This is a genomic window from Streptomyces sp. NPDC101118, assembly GCF_044759445.1.
Classification (GTDB): Bacteria; Actinomycetota; Actinomycetes; order Streptomycetales; family Streptomycetaceae; genus Streptomyces.
Genome location: NZ_JBIVZG010000004.1, coordinates 460,884 through 482,231, shown reverse-complemented (window position 1 = coordinate 482,231; position 21,348 = coordinate 460,884). Strand labels below are relative to the sequence as shown.

Below are 21,348 nucleotides of genomic sequence, written 5' to 3'. Positions count from 1 at the left end.
CGCGCTGCGCCCGCTCCCCGTCTGGTGTCAGCCCTGGTGCGCCTCGTAGTGGGACACCGCGTCAGCGGTGCGCCCGGCGCCGTACACCCGGAGGAACTCTGCCAGTTCCGGGTGGGTCGGTGCGAGGGAGTCCGCCGCATCGATGATGTCTCCCGCCGCGGCCACCGAGCGCAGCAGCGACTGGATCTCACGTACCACGCGGCGCACGGTGGGGGCACCGGAACTGGTGGTGGTCTGCGAGGTGTTGCTCAGGACGGAGCCGCCCTGGGTCTTCTTGATCTCGTCCATCCGGTCGGTGGCCTCGGCCGCGCTGACACTGCCGTCGGCGACGAGCCCGGCCAGCTCCTGGAGGGCCTGGACGCGCTGGACCACTGCCGGGTTGCCGATCTTGGCGCGCTGGCCGCTCATCAGCTGGGACAGCATGGGCGCCGACAGGCCGAGCACGGCAGCGAGGCGGGCCTGGTTCAAGCCGAGGTCATCTATGAGCCGGCGGAAGAGCGCGCCGAGGGGCTCTCCGTACCAACTGCGCTGAAGCTCTCTGGCTCTGGCCGTGGCCTCTTGCTGTACTGCGTCCACTACTACTCCCCTTCGCTGGTGCGAACCTCGCGAGCATCTTACGGAGAGTGGTCGCGGACCGGGAGTCCCTATCATTTTGCGGGATACAGGGGATGACCCGGTACTCTGGTCTGCGGCAGTGGCCGAGGCTCAGCGGAGTCCGGTCGCATCCACTTTCGGGGCCTTAGCTCAGTTGGTAGAGCGCTGTCTTTGCATGGCAGATGTCAGGGGTTCGACTCCCCTAGGCTCCACTTCGGAAAGACCCTCCGACCTGCGGAAACGTGGGGAGGAGGGTCTTTTTTGCGTACGGGTGGCGGGTGGTCCGGCGGCCGGCCGGGGCGGCCGGCGGCGGGCCGGGCGTCCGGTGGAGCCCGGGTGATGCGCGTTTCATGATCATTTGCGCTGGTCGGGAACGGTTTGATTTCGATGTCGGTTCGATAAGCCCGCATGACCGACTTGCCGCAATTGGCTCCGCAGGCGATGGCCTTAGATGCCCCTGATCAAAATCGATCATTTCGACCATCGTCAAGAGAGACCCCCACATGAGAGAGCGGACGCCGGCTCCCCGGGAGCGGCATCCCCTGCCATCGACGTCACGGCTGAGGCGCATCGCGCTCGTCGCCGTGATGGCGATGTCGGTGACCCTGATCGAGGGCGGAGCCGCGCTGGCGGAGCCCTCGCGGGACAAGGCGCAGACCACGCAGGCGAAGCCGAAGGGCCCTGCGGAGGCGGCCGACACCGCCTCCGCGGTGCTGATGGCCCGTCTGCAGAACCGCCGTATCGAGATCACCGGTGAGCGCACCGCGTCGACCACCAGCTGGGCCAACCCCGACGGCACGCTGTCGCTCGACACGTTCACCGGGCCGGTCCGCTTCCAGGACGACCGGGGCACCTGGCGCACCATCGACGCCGATCTCACCGAGACCCCGGACGGCGACGTCGAGGCGGCCGCGCACCCCCTGGGGCTCACGCTGGCCGGCAAGTCCTCCGCCGCGGAGGTCGCCCGGGTCAGGAAGTCGGGCGGCAAGCCGGGTGAGAAGCGGACCGCGGCCGTGCCGCTGGTCACGCTCGACAGCGGTGAGGGTCATGAGATGACCCTCTCCTGGCGCGGGGCGCTGCCCGACCCGTCGGTGAAGGGCACCGTCGCCCGCTATCCCGGGGTCACCACCGCGACCGACATGGTCATCGAGTCGACGCGGACGGGCTTCGAGCAGTTCCTGGAGCTGAAGGACCGCTCCGCAGTGGGCGCGAACGGCTCCGTGACGCTGACGCTCCAGGCCAAGGGCCTGAAGGTCAAGGCGAACGCCGACCGCTCCGTGGCCTTCCTCGACGCGAAGAACGGCAAGCAGGTCGGCCTGCTGCCCTCCCCCGTCATGTGGGACTCGCAGGTCTCCCCCAAGTCGGGCGAGCACACCAACACCGCCGACGTGGGCCTAAAGGTCGCGCAGAGCGGCAGCACGGTCGACATCACCCTGACCCCGGACGCGAAGTTCCTCGCCGACCCGGCCACGAAGTTCCCGGTCACCATCGACCCGGCCGTGAACATCGGCGCGAGCTTCGACACCTTCGTCCAGCAGGGCTACACCACCGACCAGTCCACGGCGACCGAGCTGAAGCTCGGCAACAACGGCTCCGGCCAGGTGGCGCGCTCCTACCTCGCCTTCCCGATGGCCAAGATCACCGGCAAGGTGATCAAGTCCTCGAGCCTCAACCTGTGGAACTCCCACTCCTGGTCCTGCACCGCACGCAGCTGGGACGTGTGGGACACCAGCAGCGCTTCCACCGCCTCCCGGTGGACCGCGCAGCCCAACTGGAACAACAAGTGGGCCAGCAGCACGGCGACCAAGGGCTACTCCTCGTCCTGCGCCGACGGCTGGGTGAGCACGAGCATCACCAGCCTGACCGCCGCCTGGGCGGCGAACGGCAACGGCACCAACACGCTGGGCATCCGTGCCACGGACGAGGCCGACGCCTACGGCTGGAAGCGGTTCAACTCCGGTAACGCCGCCTCCAACACCCCGTACATATCGGTCACGTACAACACCAAGCCCGGTGCCGCGACCCCGCTGTCCCCGCTGACGGGTGCGGCCACCAACGACACCACGCCCACCCTCTCGGGCAAGGCCGTCGACGCGGACGGCAACACGGTCCGCCTCACGTTCGAGGTCTGGAAGTCCGACGGCACCGCGGCCCTCCAGTCGGGCGTCTCGGCGTACGTGGCCTCCGGCGCGGCCGCGACCTGGACGCCGGGCACCGCCCTGGCGGAAGGCGCGTACAAGTGGCGCGCGGCGGTCTACGACGGCCAGGACTGGAACGGCACCTGGTCGGCCTGGCAGAACTTCACGGTCGACACCACCCAGCCCGGCGCACCGTTCGTGACCTCCTCGGCGTATCCGCAGGACGGCGCGTGGCACGGCAGCGGCGGCACTCCGGGCCAGTTCACCTTCACCCCGGCCGCCGGCACCACCGACCTCGCCGGGTACGTGTACTCGCTGGACGGCGCCGCCCCGGTGCCGGTGACCGCCACCGGCAGCACCAACGTCACCCTGACGCCGACCGCCGACGGCCACCGCGCCGTGCGCGTGCAGAGCAAGGACAAGGCCGGCAACCTGTCGGCCGCCGTCACCTACGACTTCCTGGTCGGCCAGGGCGCGATGGTCTCGCCCGCCGAGGGCGAGGTCAGCGCCCGCCGGGTCAAGCTCGCCCTCGACGCGCAGCCCAAGTACACGCGCGTCACGTACGAGTGGCGCCGCGGCCCGGGAGCGACCGTCTACCCGGTTCCGCTCGCCCACCTCACGAAGTCGGACAACACCGCGTTCACCGCGGTGAAGACCCCGCTGTCGGAGATGGGCCCGCACGCCAACTGGTCGGTCCTGGAGACGCTCGGCCAGGTCGGTGGTGTGGTCCAGGTCCGTGCGCAGCTCTTCACCAACAGCGACTCCGACCCCGCCTACATCAGCGAGTGGCGCGGTTTCACCGTCGACCCGAACGCGGACGGCGCGGCCTCCGAGGAGGTGGGCCCCGGTTCGGTGAACCTGCTGACCGGTGACTACTCGGTCGAGGTCACCGACGCGGACGAGTACGGCCTGTCCTCCTCCCGCAGCGCGTCCTCCCGCGGCACCGACCGCGGCTGGATCGCCCAGGGCGAGCGGCTGACCGCCAACCAGCAGCAGATCTCCACCGACACCACCGGCTTCAACGCCGGCCCGGCGACGCTGACCCGTGACACCACGATCGGCCAGGACGGGTCCACGGACTCGCTCAAGATCGTCCCCACCACCAACACCAACGGCGACTCCTACGCCGCCGTCGGCGGCGACTACGGCGCCTTCCGCCTGGGGATGAAGCCCGGCAAGACGTACCGGTTCTCCGCCTGGGCGTACGTCCCCTCGGCGACGGGCCTGTCCCCGCAGCACGCCCGCGGCCTGCGCCTCTACGCGGGCTTCGACACCCCGGGCGGCTACGTCGAGCCCACCTCGCGCAAGGTTCCCTACACCGACGCGTGGGCCGAGCTGTCGATGGACTTCACCGTCCCGGCGGACGCCACCTCGGCGTTCGTGCGCCTGTACAACGGCTTCCCGGCCAACTCCGGCAAGGCCGTCTTCTACGACCACGTCTCGCTGCGCGAGCTGGTGGCGCCCTTCGGTCCGCAGTGGTCCGGCGGTGCCGCGGGCGGTGTCACGGACAACGACCTGCACTCCCTGACCTTCCCGGGCAAGGACGTCGCGGTCATCACCGGCTACGACGACACCACCACCTCCTTCGCGAAGAGCTCGGACGGCTCCTTCAGCCCCGAGCCCGGTTCCGAGGGCCTGATCCTGAAGGCCTCGGGCAGCGACTACCTGCTGACCGACGACGACGGGACGCTCACCACCTTCAAGCGCCAGACCGGTTCCGACGTCTACGTGGTGGCCTCCGTCTCCGGCACGGACGCCGGGTCCACCAGCCGCTACGTGTACGACACGACCGACGGCCGCAGTCTCGTCAAGCGGGTCATCGGCGAGGTCGAGCCGGGGGTCGACGACACCGCGCAGTGCACCGGCAGCGTGCCGGCGCGCGGCTGCGAGGTGCTGGAGTACGTCTACGCGACGGCCACCACCGCAACGGCGAGCACCCCCGGCGACGTCGTCGACCGGGTCAAGTCGGTGCGCATCTGGTCCTGGGACCCGGTCGCCGGCGCGGTCAACGCGGTGGACGTGGCGGAGTACCGCTACGACGCCGCCGGCCGGCTCGTGGAGGCGTGGGACGCCCGCAAGGGCTCGGGCGCCGACACCTCCGTCTTCAAGACGAAGTACGGCTACGACAGCGGCAACCGGCTCGTCTCGGTCGACTCCGCGGGCGAGCTGCCCTGGTACTTCGACTACGGGCAGGCCGGAGCCGACCAGGATCCCGGCCGGCTGCTGAAGGTCCGCCGTCCGGCGCTGAAGCCGGGCAGCAAGGACGAGACCGAGGGCGAGACCGCCTCCCAGGTGGTCTACGAGGTCCCGCTCACCCGGGCCGCGGGCGGCCCGTACGACCTGTCCGGGGCCGACGCGGCCAAGTGGGCCCAGTCGGACGTGCCGACGGACGCGACGGCGGTCTTCGACGTCGAGGGCGCGCCGGGCACGCACACGGCCACCTCCGCGCTCCCCGGCAAGGACGGCTACCAGCAGGCCACGGTCCACTACCTCAACGCCTCCGCCCAGGAGGTGAACAGCGCCACCTGGTCGCCGACCGGTGTCGGCGACATCGACACCAACGAGTACGACCGGTTCGGGAACACCGTCCGCACCCTCGACGCCTCGGGCCGCCTGCTCGCCCTCGGCCTCGGTGACGACGCCGCGGCGCGCGCCGTGGAGCTCCAGCTGCCCGACGACTCCGCCGCCCGTGCGGGGCTGCTCGACAACCGGAACGTCTACAGCCTGGACGGCCAGGACCTGCTCGAGGAGACCGGCCCCGCGTACCGCGCGGTGCTGGACGAGGCGGTCCCGGCCCAGGCGGACCCGGCCATGCCGGCGCTCGCCGCCGGCACGTCGGTCGTCGTGCGGGAGCACACCGCCCACGTCTACGACGAGGGCAAGCCGGACGGCACGGCGTACCACCTGGAGACCACGACCCGCGACGGCGCCAGGATCGAGGGCTACACGGACCCGGTCGAGGTGCGCGTCACCAAGACCGGCTACGGCACGCCGATCGGCGGCACGTCCGGCTGGCTGCTGCGCGCCGAGACCTCGGTGACCACCGACGCGGTCGTCGGCGGTGCCAACCTGACCGCGACGATCAAGTACGACGCGGCGGGCCGTGCGGTCGAGTCGCGCCGGCCGGGCTCCGGCGGCGCGGACACCGGCACGGTGAAGACCGTGTTCTACACGGCCGGCGCCAACGCGGAGGACGCCGCCTGCGGCAACCGCCCGGAGTGGGCCGGCAACCCGTGCGCCACCCTGCCCGGCGGCGCGGTGACCGGCGCGGACACCGCGCGGATGCCCGACACCCTCCCGGTCAAGCGGATCACCCGCTACTCCCGCTTCGGCGACATCGAGGAGGTCACCGAGACCAACGCGGGCAAGTCCCGCAAGACGGTGACCGTCTACGACGCGGCCGACCGGATCGTCTCCACCGAGATCACCGGTGACCTCGGGCAGCCCCTGCCCAAGGTCACCACCGAGTATGACCCGGTCACCGGGCACGCGGTCAGCACCAGTGCCGGCGGCAAGACGATCACCCGTGTCTTCGACGCGCTCGACCGTCTGCTCTCGTACAAGGACGCCGACGGCGGTACGACCACCACCGAGTTCGACAAGTTCGGCAAGCCGGTCAAGGTCAGCGACAACACCGGCAGCACCACGTACGCGTACGACCGCACGCAGGAGCCCCGCGGCCTGGTCACCTCGGTGACGGACAGCGTGGCCGGCACCTTCACCGCGAAGTACGGTCCGGACGGCCAGCTCACCGAGCAGACCTACCCCGGCGGCTACGTCCGCAAGGACAGCTTCAACGCGGAGGGCGCGGCCATCGGCCGCTCGTACACCCGGGTCTCCGACGGCGAGGTCGTCTACGGCCAGCACATCGAGATGACCACCCAGGGGGCCATGGCCTCCGACACCTCGTCGACCGACAGCAAGGAGTACACCTACGACCGGCTGGGCCGCCTGACCAAGGCCGTCCAGTCGACCACCGAGGGCTGCACCACCCGGACCTACGCCTTCGACGAGGCCGGGCGCAGCATCGCCGGGCGGATGAACCGCACCTCCCGGACGGTCTTCGCGGCCGCCGAGGACGGCTCCTGCACCGCGTCCGGCGGTACGGTCACCACGAGCTCGTACGACAGCGCCGACCGGCTGCTGACGGCCGGGTACACCTACGACGCCTTCGGCCGTACGACGGCCACCGGCACCGGTTCGCTCAACACCTACTGGGCCAACGACCTGGTCGCCAGCCAGACCAAGGGCGACACCCGGCAGTCCTGGAGCCTCGACCCGGCCCACCGCTTCACGGCCTTCACCACGGAGGCCAGGCAGCAGGACGGCACCTGGGCGAACGCCACCAGCAAGCTCAACCACTACGGTGACGACTCCGACGAGCCGCGCTGGACCGTCGAGGACACCACCCAGGGCACCCTGACGCGCAACGTCTCGGGCCCGGACGGCGACCTGACCGCCACCACCTCCGCCACCGGCGACGTGGAGCTCCAGCTCGCCAACCTGCACGGCGACATCGCCGTCACGCTCGACACGGCGACGACCACGCCGGAGACGCACCTCTTCGACGAGTTCGGCGTCCCCGCGCAGGGCCAGGCGGTGCAGCGGTACGGGTGGCTCGGCGCCAAGCAGCGGTCGAGCGAGGCACAGGACGGCGTCATCCTCATGGGTGCCCGTCTCTACAGCCCGGAGCTGGGCCGCTTCCTCCAGGTCGACCCGCAGCCGGGCGGCAACGCCAACCCGTACGACTACTGCAGCGGCGACCCCGTCAACTGCACGGACCTCGACGGCAACTGGGGCTTCAGCTTCAAGAAGATGTTCAAGAAGGTCGCCCGGGTGGCGGAGATCGCCTCCTACATCCCGGGCCCCATCGGCAACATCGCCTCTGCCGTCGGAGCGATCTCCTACGCCGCCACCGGCAACTGGCGCAAGGCCGCGGAGATGGGCGTCGGTGTCGCCTTCGGTTCGGCCGGCCGCCTCGCGGTCAGGGCGTACAAGGCCTCGCGCACGATCCGCAAGGCCAGCAGGGTCAACCGGGTGCGGTCACGTGCCAAGCGCGTCTTCCGGCGCTCGCGGTGCAACTCCTTCGCCCCGGAGACGCAGGTCCTGATGGCCGACGGCAGCTACCTGCCGATCGGTGACATCCGGATCGGCGACGAGGTCACGGCGACGGACCCGGAGACGGGTCTGCAGAGCGCCCAGCCGGTGCTCGACGTCTACACCGGCCACGGCACCAAGTCGATGGTCGGGATCGACACCGACCGCGACCCGGCGACGCCGGAGCTGCAGGCCACCGCGGACCACCCGCTCTGGGTGGTGGACAAGGGCTGGACCAAGGCGGCCGACGTCAGGGTCGGGGACGCGCTGCTGTCCGCCGACGAGACGGTCCAGCGCGTCACCGCGACCCGCAACCGCGGTGAGGTCGGCGACCAGTACGTCGTCAACCTCAACATCGGAAACGCGCACACGTACAGCGTGCGGATCGCGTCGGCGGACGCCCTGGTCCACAACAGCAGCTGCCGGATCAAGAACAAGGACTGGTCCGGGCACATCTATCCGAGGCACATCTCGAAGAACTCGTACAAGAAGAAGAGCAAGTTCAACGGGAGCCGTGCCGAGGTCCGCCGCCTGATCCGCGACACCGTCAGGACGGGTACCAAGAAGAAGGCCACGAAGGGCCGTCCTGGTCACACCTACGAGAAGCGGTACGGCGACAATGTGGGCAAGCAGGGACGGAGCAACAAGAAGCGGGTGAGGGTCGTGGTGGTACGCGGCCGCGTGATCACCGCATATCCGTTCTAGTACGCATATCCGTTCCGGAACACGAATGACGCGGGCGGGACGACTCCGGGGGCACTTTTCCCGGAGCGTTCCGCCCGCTCCCTTTCGCACCCGGCAGGGTGCTGTCCGAGAAGGCCGGGCCATGGATGCACGCACAGGAGTCAGCTGCCGGATCGAGCTGCGGGGAGGAGGGCTGGGACGCGCTGCCAGAAGCCTTCCGGGGGCGAGCCTGACGGACCTCACGTACAGGTTTCCGCTGGGAACGGTGACCCTCGAAGGCGGCGGTGTGGTCTTTTCCGTCGAGGAGGCCACGGTGTTCGACTTCGCCCGGGTCATGCCGCTCACGCTCGACGAACTCTCCGCCGAGGGGGAAGCGGAATACGAATTCACGGAAGGGGAGGGAACGCTGCTGCTGGCGGCCCGGCCGGACCACCGGATCGCCGTCACCGCCGATTTCGAGGAAGGCGAGATCGTGTGCGGTTACGAGGAACTCCGCGCGGCGGTGCACGGGGCGGCGCGGGGGCTCCTGGAGCGAATCGGCGCCGAAAGTCCCGCCGCACTCCGGAACCCCCATGTCGCAGGGCTGGCCGAGGCCCTGGGGTAGCGGGCGGTACGCGGCCCTCCCGCGCCGGGAACGGAGCGGGAGGGGTTCGGGAACCACGGGAGGGAGGCTCCGTACCAGTCGAAGGCCTGCCGACCGGGCGGCCAAGGAGAAGGGGTTCCCGTGGCGAAGATCGTTCTGGTGTCCGGCAGCACGAGCCGGGAGTCGGTGAACACGGCGGTCCTGGAGACCGTCCGGGGCATCCTGGCGGAGCTGCCCGGCTCCCACGAGGCGGTGCTGCTCCCCATCGCGGAGCTCCCGTTCTACGACGTGGAGACCGAGCGGGCGGACAGCTCGGATGCGGTGCGCGCGGCGAAGGAGCTGGTCTTCGGTGCCGACGCGGTCGTCATCAGCACCCCTTCCTACAACGGTGAGATGCCCGGCGTCCTGAAGAACGCCCTGGACTGGCTGTCCCGCCCGGGCGGCGCCTCGCCGCTGAAGGACCGCATCACCGCCGTGACCAGTGCCTCGCCCGGCGCGCGCGGTGGCCTCGACGCCCAGCCCGGCCTGGTCGGCGTACTCACCCGGGTGGGCGCACAGATCGTCGCCCACGAGCCGGTCGCCGTCGGCGGTGCCGCGAACCTGCGCAACGCCCAGGGCCGGTACGAGGACCCCGAGACCGTCGCCGCGCTGGAGAGCCTGACGGGCGCGGTGCTGGCCGCGGTGGCCGGCCGCGCGGAAGTGCTCGTCTGATGGCCTCCGGGGAGATCGGGCTGCTGCGCCTGATGAAGGAGGACCTCGACGTGGTCGTCGCCCGCGATCCCTCGATGCGCAACCGCAGGGAGGCACTGCTGCACGCCGCCCTGCCGGCGCTCTGGGCCCACCGGGTCGCCCACCGGCTGCACCGCCGGGGGCTCCGGCTGACGGCCCGCGCCATCGCCTGGTCCGCCCGCCGCCGTACCGCCGTGGAGATCCACCCCGGCGCCGAGATCGGCCGCCGGGTGCTCATCGACCACGGCGCGGCCGTGGTGATCGGCGAGACCGCGGTGGTCGGCGACGACGTGACCATCTACCACCAGGTGACGCTCGGCGCGGTGGGCTGGTGGAGCGACAACAAGCGCCCCGAGGGTGCTCGCCGGCACCCCGTCGTGGGCCACGACGTGGTGCTCGGCACCAACGCGACGGTGCTGGGCCCGGTCACCATCGGCGAGCACGCCGTCATCGGGGCGCAGGCACTGGTGAACAAGGACGTGCCCCCGGGCGCCAGGGTGCTGGCCGCGACCGCCGTGATCAAGGCGGTCGGCGAGGAGCCGCAGCCCATGGAGGACCTGTACGCCGTGACCGCCTCGGCCGGCTCCTGGTAGGTCCGGCGCCCCCGCGCTCCTGCGCCCCCGAAGACCCCACCGGCGTACGGCTGACCGTACGACCACCCGACACACAGCCGTACGACCCGACTTGGTGAGGAACGAGACGTGAACAGCTCCGCAAGCTCCGAGAACCGCCGCATCGCCGACAGCATCGAGGACCTGGTCGGCTCGACCCCGCTGATCCGCCTGCGCTTCGAGGACACCGCGCCCGGCACCGAGGTGCTGGCCAAGCTGGAGTCGGCCAACCCGATGTCCAGCAGCAAGGACCGGGCCGCGCTGTACATGCTGCGGGCCGCGGAGCTGCGCGGTGAACTCACCCCCGGCAGCGGCACGGTGATCGAGGCCACCTCCGGCAACACGGGCATCTCGCTCGCGGCCTTCTCCGCCGCCCGCGGCTACCGCTGCGTGATCGTGCTGCCCGACAGCGCCACGGCCGAGCGGGTGGCCCTGCTGAAGGCCCTGGGCGCCGAGATCGTGCAGACCCCGCGCGAGCAGGGCTACCCGGGCGCCATCGCCAAGGCCGAGGAGCTGCACGCGGCCACCCCCGGCTCGTGGTTCCCCTGCCAGCACGAGAACCCCGACAACGTGCAGGCGCACTACGAGACCACCGGCCCGGAGATCTGGACGGACACCGCCGGCCGGATCGACGTCCTGGTCTGCGGCGTGGGCACCGGCGGCACGCTCAGCGGCGCCGCGAAGTACCTCAAGGAGCAGGACCCGTCGATCCGCGTGGTCGCGGTCGAGCCGGAGAACTCCCCGGTCCTCTCCCAGGGCGTCGGCGGCCTGCACCGGATCCCCGGTCTGAACGGCGGCTTCGTGGCCCCCACCACGGACGTCTCCCTGATCGACCGCGTCGTCACCGTGGCCGACGAGGACGCGATGACCGCGGCCCGGACCCTCGCCCGCCGCCAGGGCATCTTCGCCGGGGTGTCCTCCGGCGCCGTCGCCCACGCCTGCGCCCAGCTGGCCGCGCACCCCGACTACATCGGCGCCTCGATCGTGGCCGTCCTGCCGGACACGGGCGAGCGCTACCTCAGCCTCTGGAACGAGTCCGAGGCCGGCCGGGCCGAGCCGGCTGCCGCGGGGCCCTCCGCCCTGGCCACCCGCCCCTGACCCGCCCCGGCGGTCCACCACCCCCAGCCCCCCTCTTCTGCAAAGGAACCCCGACATGCCGGTGATCACCGTCGACTGGTGGAAGGGCAACGACCGCGCCCAGCGTGCCGAGCTCGTCGCCGAACTGACCGAGACCGTCGCCAAGGTGGCCGACTGCCCCCACGACGCCGTGACCGTGATCGTCCGCGACGTGGAGCCCAGCCACTGGGGCAAGGGCGGTGCCCTGGCCGACACCCTTGTCGGACCGGGCAGCGACGGGGGTGCGGAATGACCTTCGGCGCGCTGCACCCGAACATCAAGCTGCGCCTCGGCATCGGGTTCGTCCAGCGGTTCCTCGGCATCATGCTGATGCCGCTGATGGTCATCCACCTCTCCAAGGTGTACGGCCCGGCCACCGCAGGTGTCCTCACCCTGGTCGTCGCCGCGGCGGGCATCGGCAGCAACTTCCTCGGCGGCCACCTCGCCGACGTCCACGGCCGCAAGCCGCTGATGGTGTGGGGCGAGGTGGGGGCGGCCCTCACCTTCGGGCTGCTGGCGCTGGCCAACTCGCCCTGGTGGCAGTCGGGAGCGGCGACCTTCGTCCTCTTCCTGCTGAACACCTGCCTGTCCAACGCGGCCACCCCCGCCGCCGACGCGATGATGATCGACGTCTCCAGCCCGGAGAACCGGCAGCTCGTCTACACGATCAACTACTGGTCGATCAACCTGGCCTTCACCACCGGCGCCCTGGTCGGCGGCTTCTTCTACGGCGAGCACTTCACCCTGCTGCTGACCGCCGCCGCCGTGCTCTCCGCGGCGACCGCCGCGGCCACCTGGTGGTGGATCGCCGAGAGCGCCCCCGAGGACTCCAGGGAGCAGGCGGTCGGCATCCCGGCCATGCTCCGCGGCTACCTCGCCGTCTCCCGGGACCGGACGTTCCTCCGGCTGCTGGGCGCGGCCACCCTCGCCCGGGCCATCGAGGTGCAGATCGGCTACTACATCGCCGTACGCCTCGCGGACGAGTTCCCCGAGCAGGCGCTGGCCGGCCTGGAGCGCTGGTTCCCCTCGGTGGACGGCGTCGCGATGCTGGGCATCGTGCGGGCCGTCAACAGCGCCCTGGTCGTCGGGTTCGCGCTCTTCGCGGGCAGCCTGTTCCGACGGCTGCCGGACGGCGTCCGGCTGATCGCCGGCCTCGGCGTCTTCACCGCCGGGTACATGGTCCTCGCCGTCAGCAACGACGGCTGGATCCTGATCGCCGCCGCCGTGGCGATGACCGTGGGCGAGATCGTGCACGTGCCGGTCAAGCAGGCCCTGCTGGCCGACCTCGTCGATCCCGCCGCGCGCACCAAGTACATGGCCGCCTACGGGCTGAACAACCGGATCGGGCTGATCATCGGCTCGCTCTGCGTGACCCTGGGCGCCTTCCTCTCCCCGGTCGGCATGAGCCTGCTGTTCGCGGTCTTCGGCCTCGGCGCGATGCTCTGCTACCGCTCCCTGCTGAAGCCGCGCGCACCCCGCGAGGCCGCCGTGGAGCAGAACGTCCCGGCCGCCGTGCCGGCCCAGAACGGAGCCTCCTCATGACTCTCCCCAGCGGCGCCGGACGGCTCCTGATGGTCATGCCGTACGAGCAGCTCGTCCGCAAGGCCGTGGAGGCCGGGTTCCGGGTGTGGTCGGTCTGGGACCCCAAGCTGCGGGCCCCCGAGTACCTGGCCAAGGTCGCGGCCCACTCCGAGGACCTGGCCCTGGTCGACTTCGACGACGAGGCCGCCCTGCGCGCCCTGGTGGCCCGCATGGCCGCCGAGCACCGCGTGGACCACGTGCTCCACCTCGGCTCCGAGGCCAGCATGGCACCGGTCCTGGCCGAGGCCGAGGCCCTGGGGCTGTCGCCGAACACCGCCGAGTCGGTCCGGCTGCTCAACGACAAGAACGCGATGCGCCGCCTGCTGAACCGCAACGGCGTCTCCGTGGTCCGGGCCCGCGAGGCGGCGACGCTCGCCGACGTGGAGCCGCTGCTCGCCGAGTTCGGGCTGCCGGCGGTCGTCAAGCCGGGCAACTCGGCCGGCAGCAAGGGCATCGCCCTGGTGCGCGGGCCCGCCGACCTGGCGGAGTGGACGGAGCGGGTCAAGGCCGCGGGCATCGAGGGCCCCTTCATCGTCGAGGACTACCTGGAGGGCCCGGAGTTCAGCGTGGAGACGCTGACCGTCGACGGCATGCACCAGGTCGTCGGGATCACCGCGAAGCAGACCAGCGGCGCACCCGGGTTCGTGGAGACCGGGCACGTCCACCCCGCGCCGCTGGACCCCGCCGACGCGGCGGCGATCCGCGCCACCACCACCGCCCTGCTCGACCTCGCCGGCTACCGGTTCGGCCCGGCGCACACCGAGGTGATCCTCACCCCGGCCGGGCCGCGGATCGTCGAGTCCCAGGCCCGCCTCGGCGGCGACCGGATCCCCCTCCTCGTGGAGGTCGCCGGCGGCTTCGACCTGGAGGCCGGGATCTTCCGCGCCCTGGCCGGCGAGCCGGTCACGACGCCCGCCCCGGAGCGGTACGCCTCGATCGGCTTCTTCCGGCTGCCCGCGGGCCGGCTGGAGTCGGTCGACGGCCTGGCCGAGCTGGCCGAGCGGCCCTACGTACACGCCGTGGTCTTCCCGTTCGCCCCCGGCGACGTCCTGCCGCACACCACCGACTCCGGCAGCCGGCACGGCTACGCCGTCGTCGACGCCGCGAGCCCCGCCGGGGCCGCGGAGCGGATCGCCTCCGTGCAGGACGGGCTCCGCGCCACGATCACCGCCACACCCAAGGAAACCCTCTGATGACCACGCAGAACGCGGCGACGGCCGCGGGCCGCCCGGACCGGACCATGCTGCTGGTCGGCGGCACGGACCAGCACCTGGAGCTCGCCAAGGCCCTGGGCGTACGGGTCGTCATGCTCCAGCACCCGGACAAGGTCAACCCCTTCCAGAGCGGCCTGGCCGACGAACTGACGGTGGTCGACTACACCGACTGGGAGGCCGTCGTCCCGGTCGCCGAGACCGCCCGCGCGGTCTGGGGCTTCGACGCGGTCGTCTCGCTCACCGAGGGCGGGCTCGACACGGCCGCGCGGCTGAACGAGCACTTCGGCTTCCCCGGCACCCGCCCGGAGGTCAGCCGGCGGATGCGCGACAAGTACCTGATGCGCAGCCACCTGGCGGCGCACGGCAAGCTGGACATGCACGTGGAGCGGGTCACCGACCGGGCCTCCCTGGACGCCTTCGCCGAGCTGGCCGGCTTCCCCTTCATCGTCAAGCCGACCGCGGCCACCGCGAGCTTCGGCCTGATCAGGGTGCGCGGCGCCGCCGACCTGGACATGGTCTGGCAGCGCATCGAGGAGCTGCGGGGGCGGCGCACCGACCGCGGCTCCACCCTCTTCACGGTCGACGAGCTGCTGATGGAGTCCTACCTCGACGGACCCGAGTTCAGCGTGGAGGGCTTCAGCTTCGGCGGCCGCCACGTCGTGGTCGCCGTGACCGAGAAGCTCGTCAGCGACGCCCACTTCGCGGAGCTGGGACACGCGCTGCCGGCCCGGCTCTCCCCCGGGGACCACGACCGGGTCAGGACGGCGGTCACCGACTTCCTCGACACCATGGGCGTGACCGACGGCCCGACCCACACCGAGCTGCGGCTCACCTCGCGGGGCCCGGTCGTCATCGAGTCCCACAACCGCGTCGGCGGCGGCCGGATCAACGAGCTGGTCGAGGCCGCGTACGGGATCGACCTCCTCGGGTACGGGGTGGCCTGGCCGATGGGCCTGGCCGAGGCGCTGCCGGAGGCCCCCGCGGCCCGTGCCGCCGCCTGTACGCGCTACGTGCTCCGGGACCCCGGCACGGTCACGGCCGTCTCGGGGGCCGAGGAGATCGCCGCGCGGCCCGACGTGCTGGTGGCGGAGGTCTCCGTACGCCCCGGCGACACGGTCCGTCCGCTGCGCGACAACTGGGACCGGCTCGGCCTGGTCGCCGTGACGGCGGCCGACACCGACACGGCCGTCGCCCTGTGCGAGCGGCTGACCGATGAGATCGAGATCGAGGTGGCCCCGGCGGCGGCCGCCCAGGAACGTCTGGAGGCGGCGGTATGACCGCGCTCGTGCTGCACCGTTTTCCGCTCGGCCCGTTCCCGTACGACCGGTGGCTCGACGGACTCGAAAGCGGCGTCGTGATGATCGCCGCCCGCGACAGGATCGAGGGCGGCGGTGAGCGGGTGCCGGACGGCCCGGGCGGCTACCGCCATCTGGAGGTCGTCGACACGTTCGACGACGAGGAGCTGGTCGACCGGCTGGCGCTCGACCTGGCCCACGAGTACGGCGTCACGCACGTGATCGCCCACCACGAGGCCGACCTGATCAGGGCGGCCGGGCTCCGGGAGAAGTTCGGCCTGCCGGGCCAGCTGCCCGCCGAGGTGCTGCCCTTCCGCGACAAGGTGCTGATGAAGCAGCGCCTGGCGGGGGCCGGCATCGAGGTCGCCCCGCACACCGTGCCGGGCACGGCCGCCGAGGTGCGGGCCTTCGCGGCGGCGCACGGGCTGCCGCTGGTGTTCAAGGCACGGGACGGGTTCGGCTCCATCGGGCTGCGGATCGTGCGCAGCGAGGAGGAGCTGGAGCTGCGGCTGGCCGAGGACTTCGCGCCCGGCTCCGGCCCGCGCGAGGACCTGCTGCTGGAGGCGTACGTACCCGGCCGGATGTGTCATGTGGACGGGGTCGTGGCCGGTGGCCGGACCGTCATGGCCTGGCCCTCCCAGTACCAGTACGACCTGTCGTCCTTCCAGGCCGACGGGGGCGCCCGGGTCGACCTGACGCTGGCTCCGGACGACCCGTTGACCCCCCGTCTGCTGGCGCTGGCGGAGGGCGCGTTGACAGCTCTGGGCGGGCCGGCCGACTACGCCTTCCACGCCGAGGTCTTCCACACCCCGGACGACCGGCTGGTGGTCTGCGAGGTGGCGGCCCGGCCGGCGGGCGCCCGGATCCGGGACGTGCTGAACGCGGTGTTCGGCGTCCACCCGGTCGAGCTGGCGTCCCGCGCCCACACCGGGCTGCCGATGCCCGCGATCGCGGACCTGGCCGGGGGCGAGCGGCTGGCGCCGGTCCGGATGGCCGGTCAGGTCCTGATGATGAGGCGGCCGGGAACCGTGCGCTCGGTGCCGGTCACGCCGGAGGAGCCGTGGGTGGAGTTCTACGGGGTCTTCGCGGAGCCCGGAGAGGTCATCGGGCGGGCCGCGATCTCCTCCGACTTCCTTGCTGCGGCGGTGCTTTCGGCCCGGACCCGAGCGGAATGCGAGGTTCGGCTGAGAGCCCTCGGCGCACGGTTCGAGACGGAGATCGTGATTGATTGACGGGATGTGAACGCTGGGCCAACTGAGGGGCCCAACCGGCGGACAGAGCCTGTTCCCGGGCTGTTTCCCGCTGTACTGTCCGACCCCGGTATCAGAGTGGGAACCGTTGGGGAACGGGGCCCGCGAATCTCTGTCATGTCGCAAGCGATACGCACGACATCACGGAAACCAAGGGGCGGGGATACAGAAATGCGCAGCAAGCTGGCCGGAGTCGTCGGAATCGTCACGCTGGGTCTCGCGGTCGTCCTGGGGGCCACGGCGGACCTCGGTCCGGACTCCGTGAACGACCGGACGGTCCAGGCCGACACCCACGGCCCCGGCAGCCCTGCCCCGGTCTCCCCCGGCGCCTGACGCCGAACGGACCCGACAGACGGAAGGCGGCCCGCCCCCGACAGGGGCGGGCCGCCTTCCGTCATGTCACGCGTGACCCCCGCGCGGGGTCACAGCGGACGCCGGGCCCCGTCGGGCACACCCATCGCCTCGAAGAGCGCGACGGCACGCGCCCGGCTCTCGTCCGCCTCTGCCGGGTCGGCCGTGGCCCGCGCGATGCCGGCCAGCGCCCGCGCCTCCTCCATCCGGTACCCGACCTCCGCAGCGCGCCCCAGCGCGCTCCGGTAGACCTCCAGGGCCTCGGCGTGCTCGCCGCGCTCCAGACGCAGGTTGCCGATCAGCCGCTCGACGAGCGTCTGCCGGGGCAGGGTCGGCCGGTGGCCGAGCAGCTTGAGGGCCTCCGCCTCGCAGCAGCGGGACTCCTCGGTCAGGCCGAGCCGCTGGCGCAGGGTGGCGACCAGGGCCAGCGTCACGGCGAAGTTGTCGGGCTGGTGCGATTCGTCGAAGCGGACCAGGGCCTGCTTGAGGCAGACCTCGGCCTCTTCGGACCGGCCGAGGTCGAGGTACGCGCTCGCCAGGTCGTTCAGGGCCATGACCTCCTGACCCAGGATGCCGAGTTCCCCGGCCAGCCGGACCGCCCGCTCCGCCGCTTCGACGGCGTCCTGGCCGCGGCCCAGGCAGGAGTAGGTGGTGCTGAGCGAGCACAGCACGTGGATCTCCGACTGGACGGCCCCGGTCTCCCGGAAGACCTCCACGGCCTGCTCCTGGTGGCACACCGCCTCGGCGAACTCGCCCAGGCAGCTGAGCAGCAGCCCGAGTGCCTCCAGGCTGGAGCCCTCGCCGAGGCGCTCGCCCTGTTCCTGGGCCAGCTTCAGCGCCTCTTCCGAGACGGCGATGCCCTCGCGGAAGCGGCCGAGCTTCCACAGGGAGGTCACCTGGTTGTTGAGGCTCAGCCGGAGGGCCTGGGCGTCCCGGAGCCGGCGGGCCGCCGCGGCCGCGACCTGCCCCGCCTGGAGGTACTGGTCCGTGTAGGACCGCATGTTGAGGTGGAACATCACGTTGCGGGCGAGCCAGACCGCATGGCGGAGGAAGCCGCGGGACTCGGCGACGGACACCGCCGCCAGCACCGCGTCGCCCTCGCGGTCGAACCAGGCCGTCGCCCGCTCGGCGTCGCCCAGCGGTGGAAGTCCGGCCCCGGATCCGTCCAGGCCGGTGACGTAGTGGGTGCGCCCGGGGAACAGCACGGCGCAGGCCGCGTCGGTCGCCGCGTAGAAGTAGTCCAGCAGCCGTTCCAGCGCCGCGGCGTCGTCCTCCGCCGTCTCCGTGTTGCGCAGGCTCTGGGCGAAGCTGCGGACCAGGTCGTGGAAGGCGTAGTAGCCCAGCTCGTGCTGCTGGACCAGGTGCATGTCCAGGAGGTCCTCCATGAGGTCCTCCGCGTCGCGCGGGTCGGTGTCCAGCAGGGCCCCCGCCGAGTGGACGTCGATCTCCGCGCCCGGGTGCAGGCTCAGCAGCCGGAAGGCCGTCCGGTGCTCCTCGTCCATCGCCTGGTACGAGAGCCTGAGCGTCGCCGCCACGCTGCGCTCGCCCGAGCTCAGCTCGTCCAGCAGCCGGGTCTCGTCGCAGAGCCGCCCCACGAGGTGCTCGACGGTCCACCGGGAGCGGTTGCGGAGCCGGGCGGTCGCGATGCGCAGGGCGAGGGGCAGGTGCCCGCAGAGGGAGGCCAGGTCGCTCACGGCCCGCGGTTCGCGTTCGGTGCGCTCCTCGCCCAGGGTCTCGGTGATCAGCGCGAGGCTGTCCTCCGGGGACATCACCCCGAGGGAGATCCACTCGGCGCCGTCCAGCTCGACCAGCCGGGCCCGGCTGGTGATCAGGACCAGGCAGCCGGGGGAGGCGGGCAGCAGCGGCCGGACCTGGGCGGCGTCCGAGGCGTTGTCGAACAGGAGCAGCAGCCGGCGCCCCATCAGGGTGGTCCGCCACAGGGCGGCCCGGCCCGACGCGTCGTCGGGCAGCTCGTCGCCCGGGACACCGAGGGTGCGCAGGAGGCTGGCGATCACGGCCCCGGGCTGGAGCGGCTGCTCGCCGGGGGTGTAGCCGCGCAGGTCGATGTGGAGCCGGCCGTCCGGGTACTGGTCCGCCAGCAGATGCGCCGCGCGGACCGCCAGAGAGGTCTTGCCCGTACCGCCCATGCCGTCGATGGCGAGGATCCGGGTGCCCGCTTCGGTGGTCTCCCCGGCCGCCCTCAGCAGGGCGGCCAGTTCCTGCTCCCGGCCGGTGAAGTCGGTGAGGTCGTACGGCAGGGTGCAGGGCGCGGCGGGCGCCTGGGCATCCTTCGGCCCGGTCGATGTTTCACGTGAAACATCACCTGGAGCCGGCTCCTCGGCGGGGGCCGGAGCGGGCGGCTCGGGGGCGGCCAGTTCCGGGCTGTCGCGCAAGATGCCCTCGTACAGCTGGGTGAGCTTGGGGCCGGGATCCACGCCCAGCTCCTCGACCAGCAGCTCGCGTACCCGCCCGAACTCCTCCAGGGCCTCGGCCTGGCGGCCCGAGCGGTACAGGGCCAGCATCAGATGGCCGCGCAGGGTCTCGCGCAACGGATGGGCTGCGACCAGTTCGCGCAGGTCCCCGACGAGCTCGGCGGTCTCGCCGCGCTCCAGCCGGAGCTGGAAAAGGGTTTCGGCCGCGGCCAGCCGGCGCTCGTCCAGGGCGGTGGACGCCGCGTCGATCACGGGTCCGCCGGTGCCCGACAGTACGGGGCCGCGCCACAGGGACAGGGCGGACCGGAGCTCCTCCTCGGCCCCGGCGGGCCGTCCGGCCGCCAGCGCCTCGCGGGCCCGTTGGGTGTGGCGGGTGAAGAGGGTGAGGTCCAGCCGGTCGTCCTCGACCAGGGCGCGGTAGCCCGGGCCGTCCGTCACGATCAAGCCACTTCCGCCCGGAATGCGCTGGCGCAGATCGGCCACGGCCTTGCGGATCTGATGTGAGGCGGTTGCGGGCGGTTCGTCCTCCCAGGCGGCCTCCACGAGGCGGGCCACCGGAACCACTCGGCCCGGTTCCAGTAGCAAGGTCACCAGGACCCGCTCCTGGATCGGACCGCCCAGTCTGAGCCGGTTCCCGCCCGCCCAACCCTCCAGTGAGCCAAGGACGTTGAACCGTACCTTGACCTCTTCCCGCTCGCTCATGGCCCCCACCCGACGTGCTCGCAAAACCCCAGGTGAGGGGCCTGCTTTGGAAAAGAGCGTAAAGGGTTCCCGGATCGGGCGGTACTGCTCCGGGAGGTGATCGGGAACTCCGAAACCGAAGCTTCACGGGCCAGCAGGAGAGAGCACAGACGGAGCACCCATGAAGACTTCAAGCCACTTGGGCGAGGCGCGGATCATCCACTCGGAGGAGTTCGTTTTCGAGCCCGTGCCGGGTCCCGGCGGTACCGAGGTCGCCACCCCGGTGAGCCCGGCGCTCGGAGCGACCTGGGTGACGCTGCACATCGTGCGCGTCGCGGCGGGGGAGGCCTGGAGCCCCGAGGACACCACGCTCGAGGAGAACACCGCGGTCGTCTACGAGGGATCGGGCCGCCTGCGGGTCGGCGACGAGACCCGGGACGCCGGCCGCGCGTCCGCCGCGTACGCCCCCACCGGACGTGCCCTCACGCTGTTCGCGGGCCCGGAGGGCATGACGGCGTACGTCTGGCGCACCCCGCTGGCCGAGGGCCGCACCCTCGGCACCGACCCGAAGGTCTTCTCCACCCTCTGGGACGACGAGACCCAGCTGCGCGGCTTCGCGGGCACCGGCCAGGTGGCCCCCGAAGAGGCCCCCCGCGCCACCATGAACTTCATCTTCTGGCCCGGGGCCGGCAGCTGCCAGCTCTGTCTGCACTGCGGCATCCAGCAGCCCGGCGAGACGTTCAACGTCCACCTCCACACGCACAGCGACGAGGCGTTCATCGCCTTCGAGGGCGTGGGCCAGATGTACCTCGTGGACCGCTGGATCGACGTCGCGGCCGGTGACGTGCTCTTCGCCGCCCCGGGAGTGCTGCACGGGGCCCGCAACCCCCACACGGGTCCGGACGCCCGCCGCTTCGTGACCTGCGGCGGCCCGACCCCCTTCGACCCTGCCCTCTACGACGCCGCCGGCGTCTCCTCACAGGTGGTCTGAC

The 21,348-nt window shown here is 71.8% G+C and carries 14 protein-coding genes and 1 tRNA gene; 13 read left to right on the top strand and 2 right to left on the bottom strand.

Going from position 1 to position 21,348, the window contains the following annotated elements:
* Positions 1-27: 27 nt before the first annotated feature.
* Positions 28-576: a helix-turn-helix domain-containing protein gene (locus tag ACIQUQ_RS11035; RefSeq protein WP_399944030.1), complete on the bottom strand. Its 549-nt coding sequence runs from the start codon at positions 574-576 to the stop codon at positions 28-30.
* 157 nt (positions 577-733) lie between these two features.
* Between ACIQUQ_RS11035 and ACIQUQ_RS11030 the strand changes: the two genes are divergently transcribed.
* The 12 genes from ACIQUQ_RS11030 (at position 734) to ACIQUQ_RS10975 (ending at position 17,225) form a co-directional block, all read left to right on the top strand.
* Positions 734-806: transfer RNA gene (locus tag ACIQUQ_RS11030), tRNA-Ala, on the top strand.
* Between the two features lie 291 nt (positions 807-1,097).
* The gene (locus ACIQUQ_RS11025) at positions 1,098-8,534 is read left to right on the top strand and encodes a DNRLRE domain-containing protein (RefSeq protein WP_403973800.1); all 7,437 of its coding nucleotides are present in this window, start codon (positions 1,098-1,100) and stop codon (positions 8,532-8,534) included.
* Positions 8,535-8,778: 244 nt separating this feature from the next.
* Complete coding sequence (locus tag ACIQUQ_RS11020) at positions 8,779-9,117, top strand: hypothetical protein (RefSeq protein ID WP_403973797.1); 339 nt, start codon at positions 8,779-8,781, stop codon at positions 9,115-9,117.
* Positions 9,118-9,237: 120 nt separating this feature from the next.
* Positions 9,238-9,807, top strand: a complete 570-nt coding sequence (locus tag ACIQUQ_RS11015; RefSeq protein WP_403973795.1) for an NADPH-dependent FMN reductase — start codon at positions 9,238-9,240, stop codon at positions 9,805-9,807.
* Positions 9,807-10,418, top strand: coding sequence for a serine O-acetyltransferase EpsC (epsC, locus tag ACIQUQ_RS11010; RefSeq protein WP_399944024.1), 612 nt, complete (start codon positions 9,807-9,809; stop codon positions 10,416-10,418). The genes ACIQUQ_RS11015 and epsC overlap by 1 nt, the downstream gene beginning before the upstream one ends.
* A 108-nt stretch (positions 10,419-10,526) precedes the next feature.
* Positions 10,527-11,534, top strand: a complete 1,008-nt coding sequence (locus ACIQUQ_RS11005) for a PLP-dependent cysteine synthase family protein (protein WP_403973792.1) — start codon at positions 10,527-10,529, stop codon at positions 11,532-11,534.
* Between the two features lie 55 nt (positions 11,535-11,589).
* Positions 11,590-11,805 carry a 4-oxalocrotonate tautomerase family protein gene (locus ACIQUQ_RS11000; RefSeq protein WP_403973790.1) on the top strand — a complete coding sequence of 72 codons (216 nt, stop codon included), beginning with the start codon at positions 11,590-11,592 and terminating at the stop codon, positions 11,803-11,805.
* Positions 11,802-13,094, top strand: coding sequence for an MFS transporter (locus ACIQUQ_RS10995; RefSeq protein WP_403973787.1), 1,293 nt, complete (start codon positions 11,802-11,804; stop codon positions 13,092-13,094). The genes ACIQUQ_RS11000 and ACIQUQ_RS10995 overlap by 4 nt, the downstream gene beginning before the upstream one ends.
* Entirely contained in the window at positions 13,091-14,326 is a 1,236-nt protein-coding gene (locus tag ACIQUQ_RS10990) for an ATP-grasp domain-containing protein (RefSeq protein ID WP_403973784.1), read from the top strand. Before ACIQUQ_RS10995 ends, ACIQUQ_RS10990 begins: the two co-directional genes overlap by 4 nt.
* Positions 14,326-15,624 (top strand): ATP-grasp domain-containing protein, encoded by a 1,299-nt coding sequence (locus ACIQUQ_RS10985; RefSeq protein WP_403973781.1) that lies wholly within the window; start codon positions 14,326-14,328, stop codon positions 15,622-15,624. The genes ACIQUQ_RS10990 and ACIQUQ_RS10985 overlap by 1 nt, the downstream gene beginning before the upstream one ends.
* Positions 15,621-16,874, top strand: coding sequence for an acetyl-CoA carboxylase biotin carboxylase subunit family protein (locus ACIQUQ_RS10980; protein ID WP_403973778.1), 1,254 nt, complete (start codon positions 15,621-15,623; stop codon positions 16,872-16,874). Before ACIQUQ_RS10985 ends, ACIQUQ_RS10980 begins: the two co-directional genes overlap by 4 nt.
* Before the next feature lie 189 nt (positions 16,875-17,063).
* Entirely contained in the window at positions 17,064-17,225 is a 162-nt protein-coding gene (locus tag ACIQUQ_RS10975; protein ID WP_403973776.1) for a hypothetical protein, read from the top strand.
* An 89-nt stretch (positions 17,226-17,314) separates the two neighbouring features.
* Here the strand turns inward: ACIQUQ_RS10975 and ACIQUQ_RS10970 are convergent, their stop codons facing one another.
* Positions 17,315-20,377 carry an AfsR/SARP family transcriptional regulator gene (locus tag ACIQUQ_RS10970; protein ID WP_403973774.1) on the bottom strand — a complete coding sequence of 1,021 codons (3,063 nt, stop codon included), beginning with the start codon at positions 20,375-20,377 and terminating at the stop codon, positions 17,315-17,317.
* A gap of 160 nt (positions 20,378-20,537) precedes the next feature.
* On the opposite strand from ACIQUQ_RS10970, the gene ACIQUQ_RS10965 reads away from it, so the two are divergent.
* Complete coding sequence (locus tag ACIQUQ_RS10965; RefSeq protein ID WP_403973772.1) at positions 20,538-21,347, top strand: cupin domain-containing protein; 810 nt, start codon at positions 20,538-20,540, stop codon at positions 21,345-21,347.
* Position 21,348 lies beyond the last annotated feature (1 nt).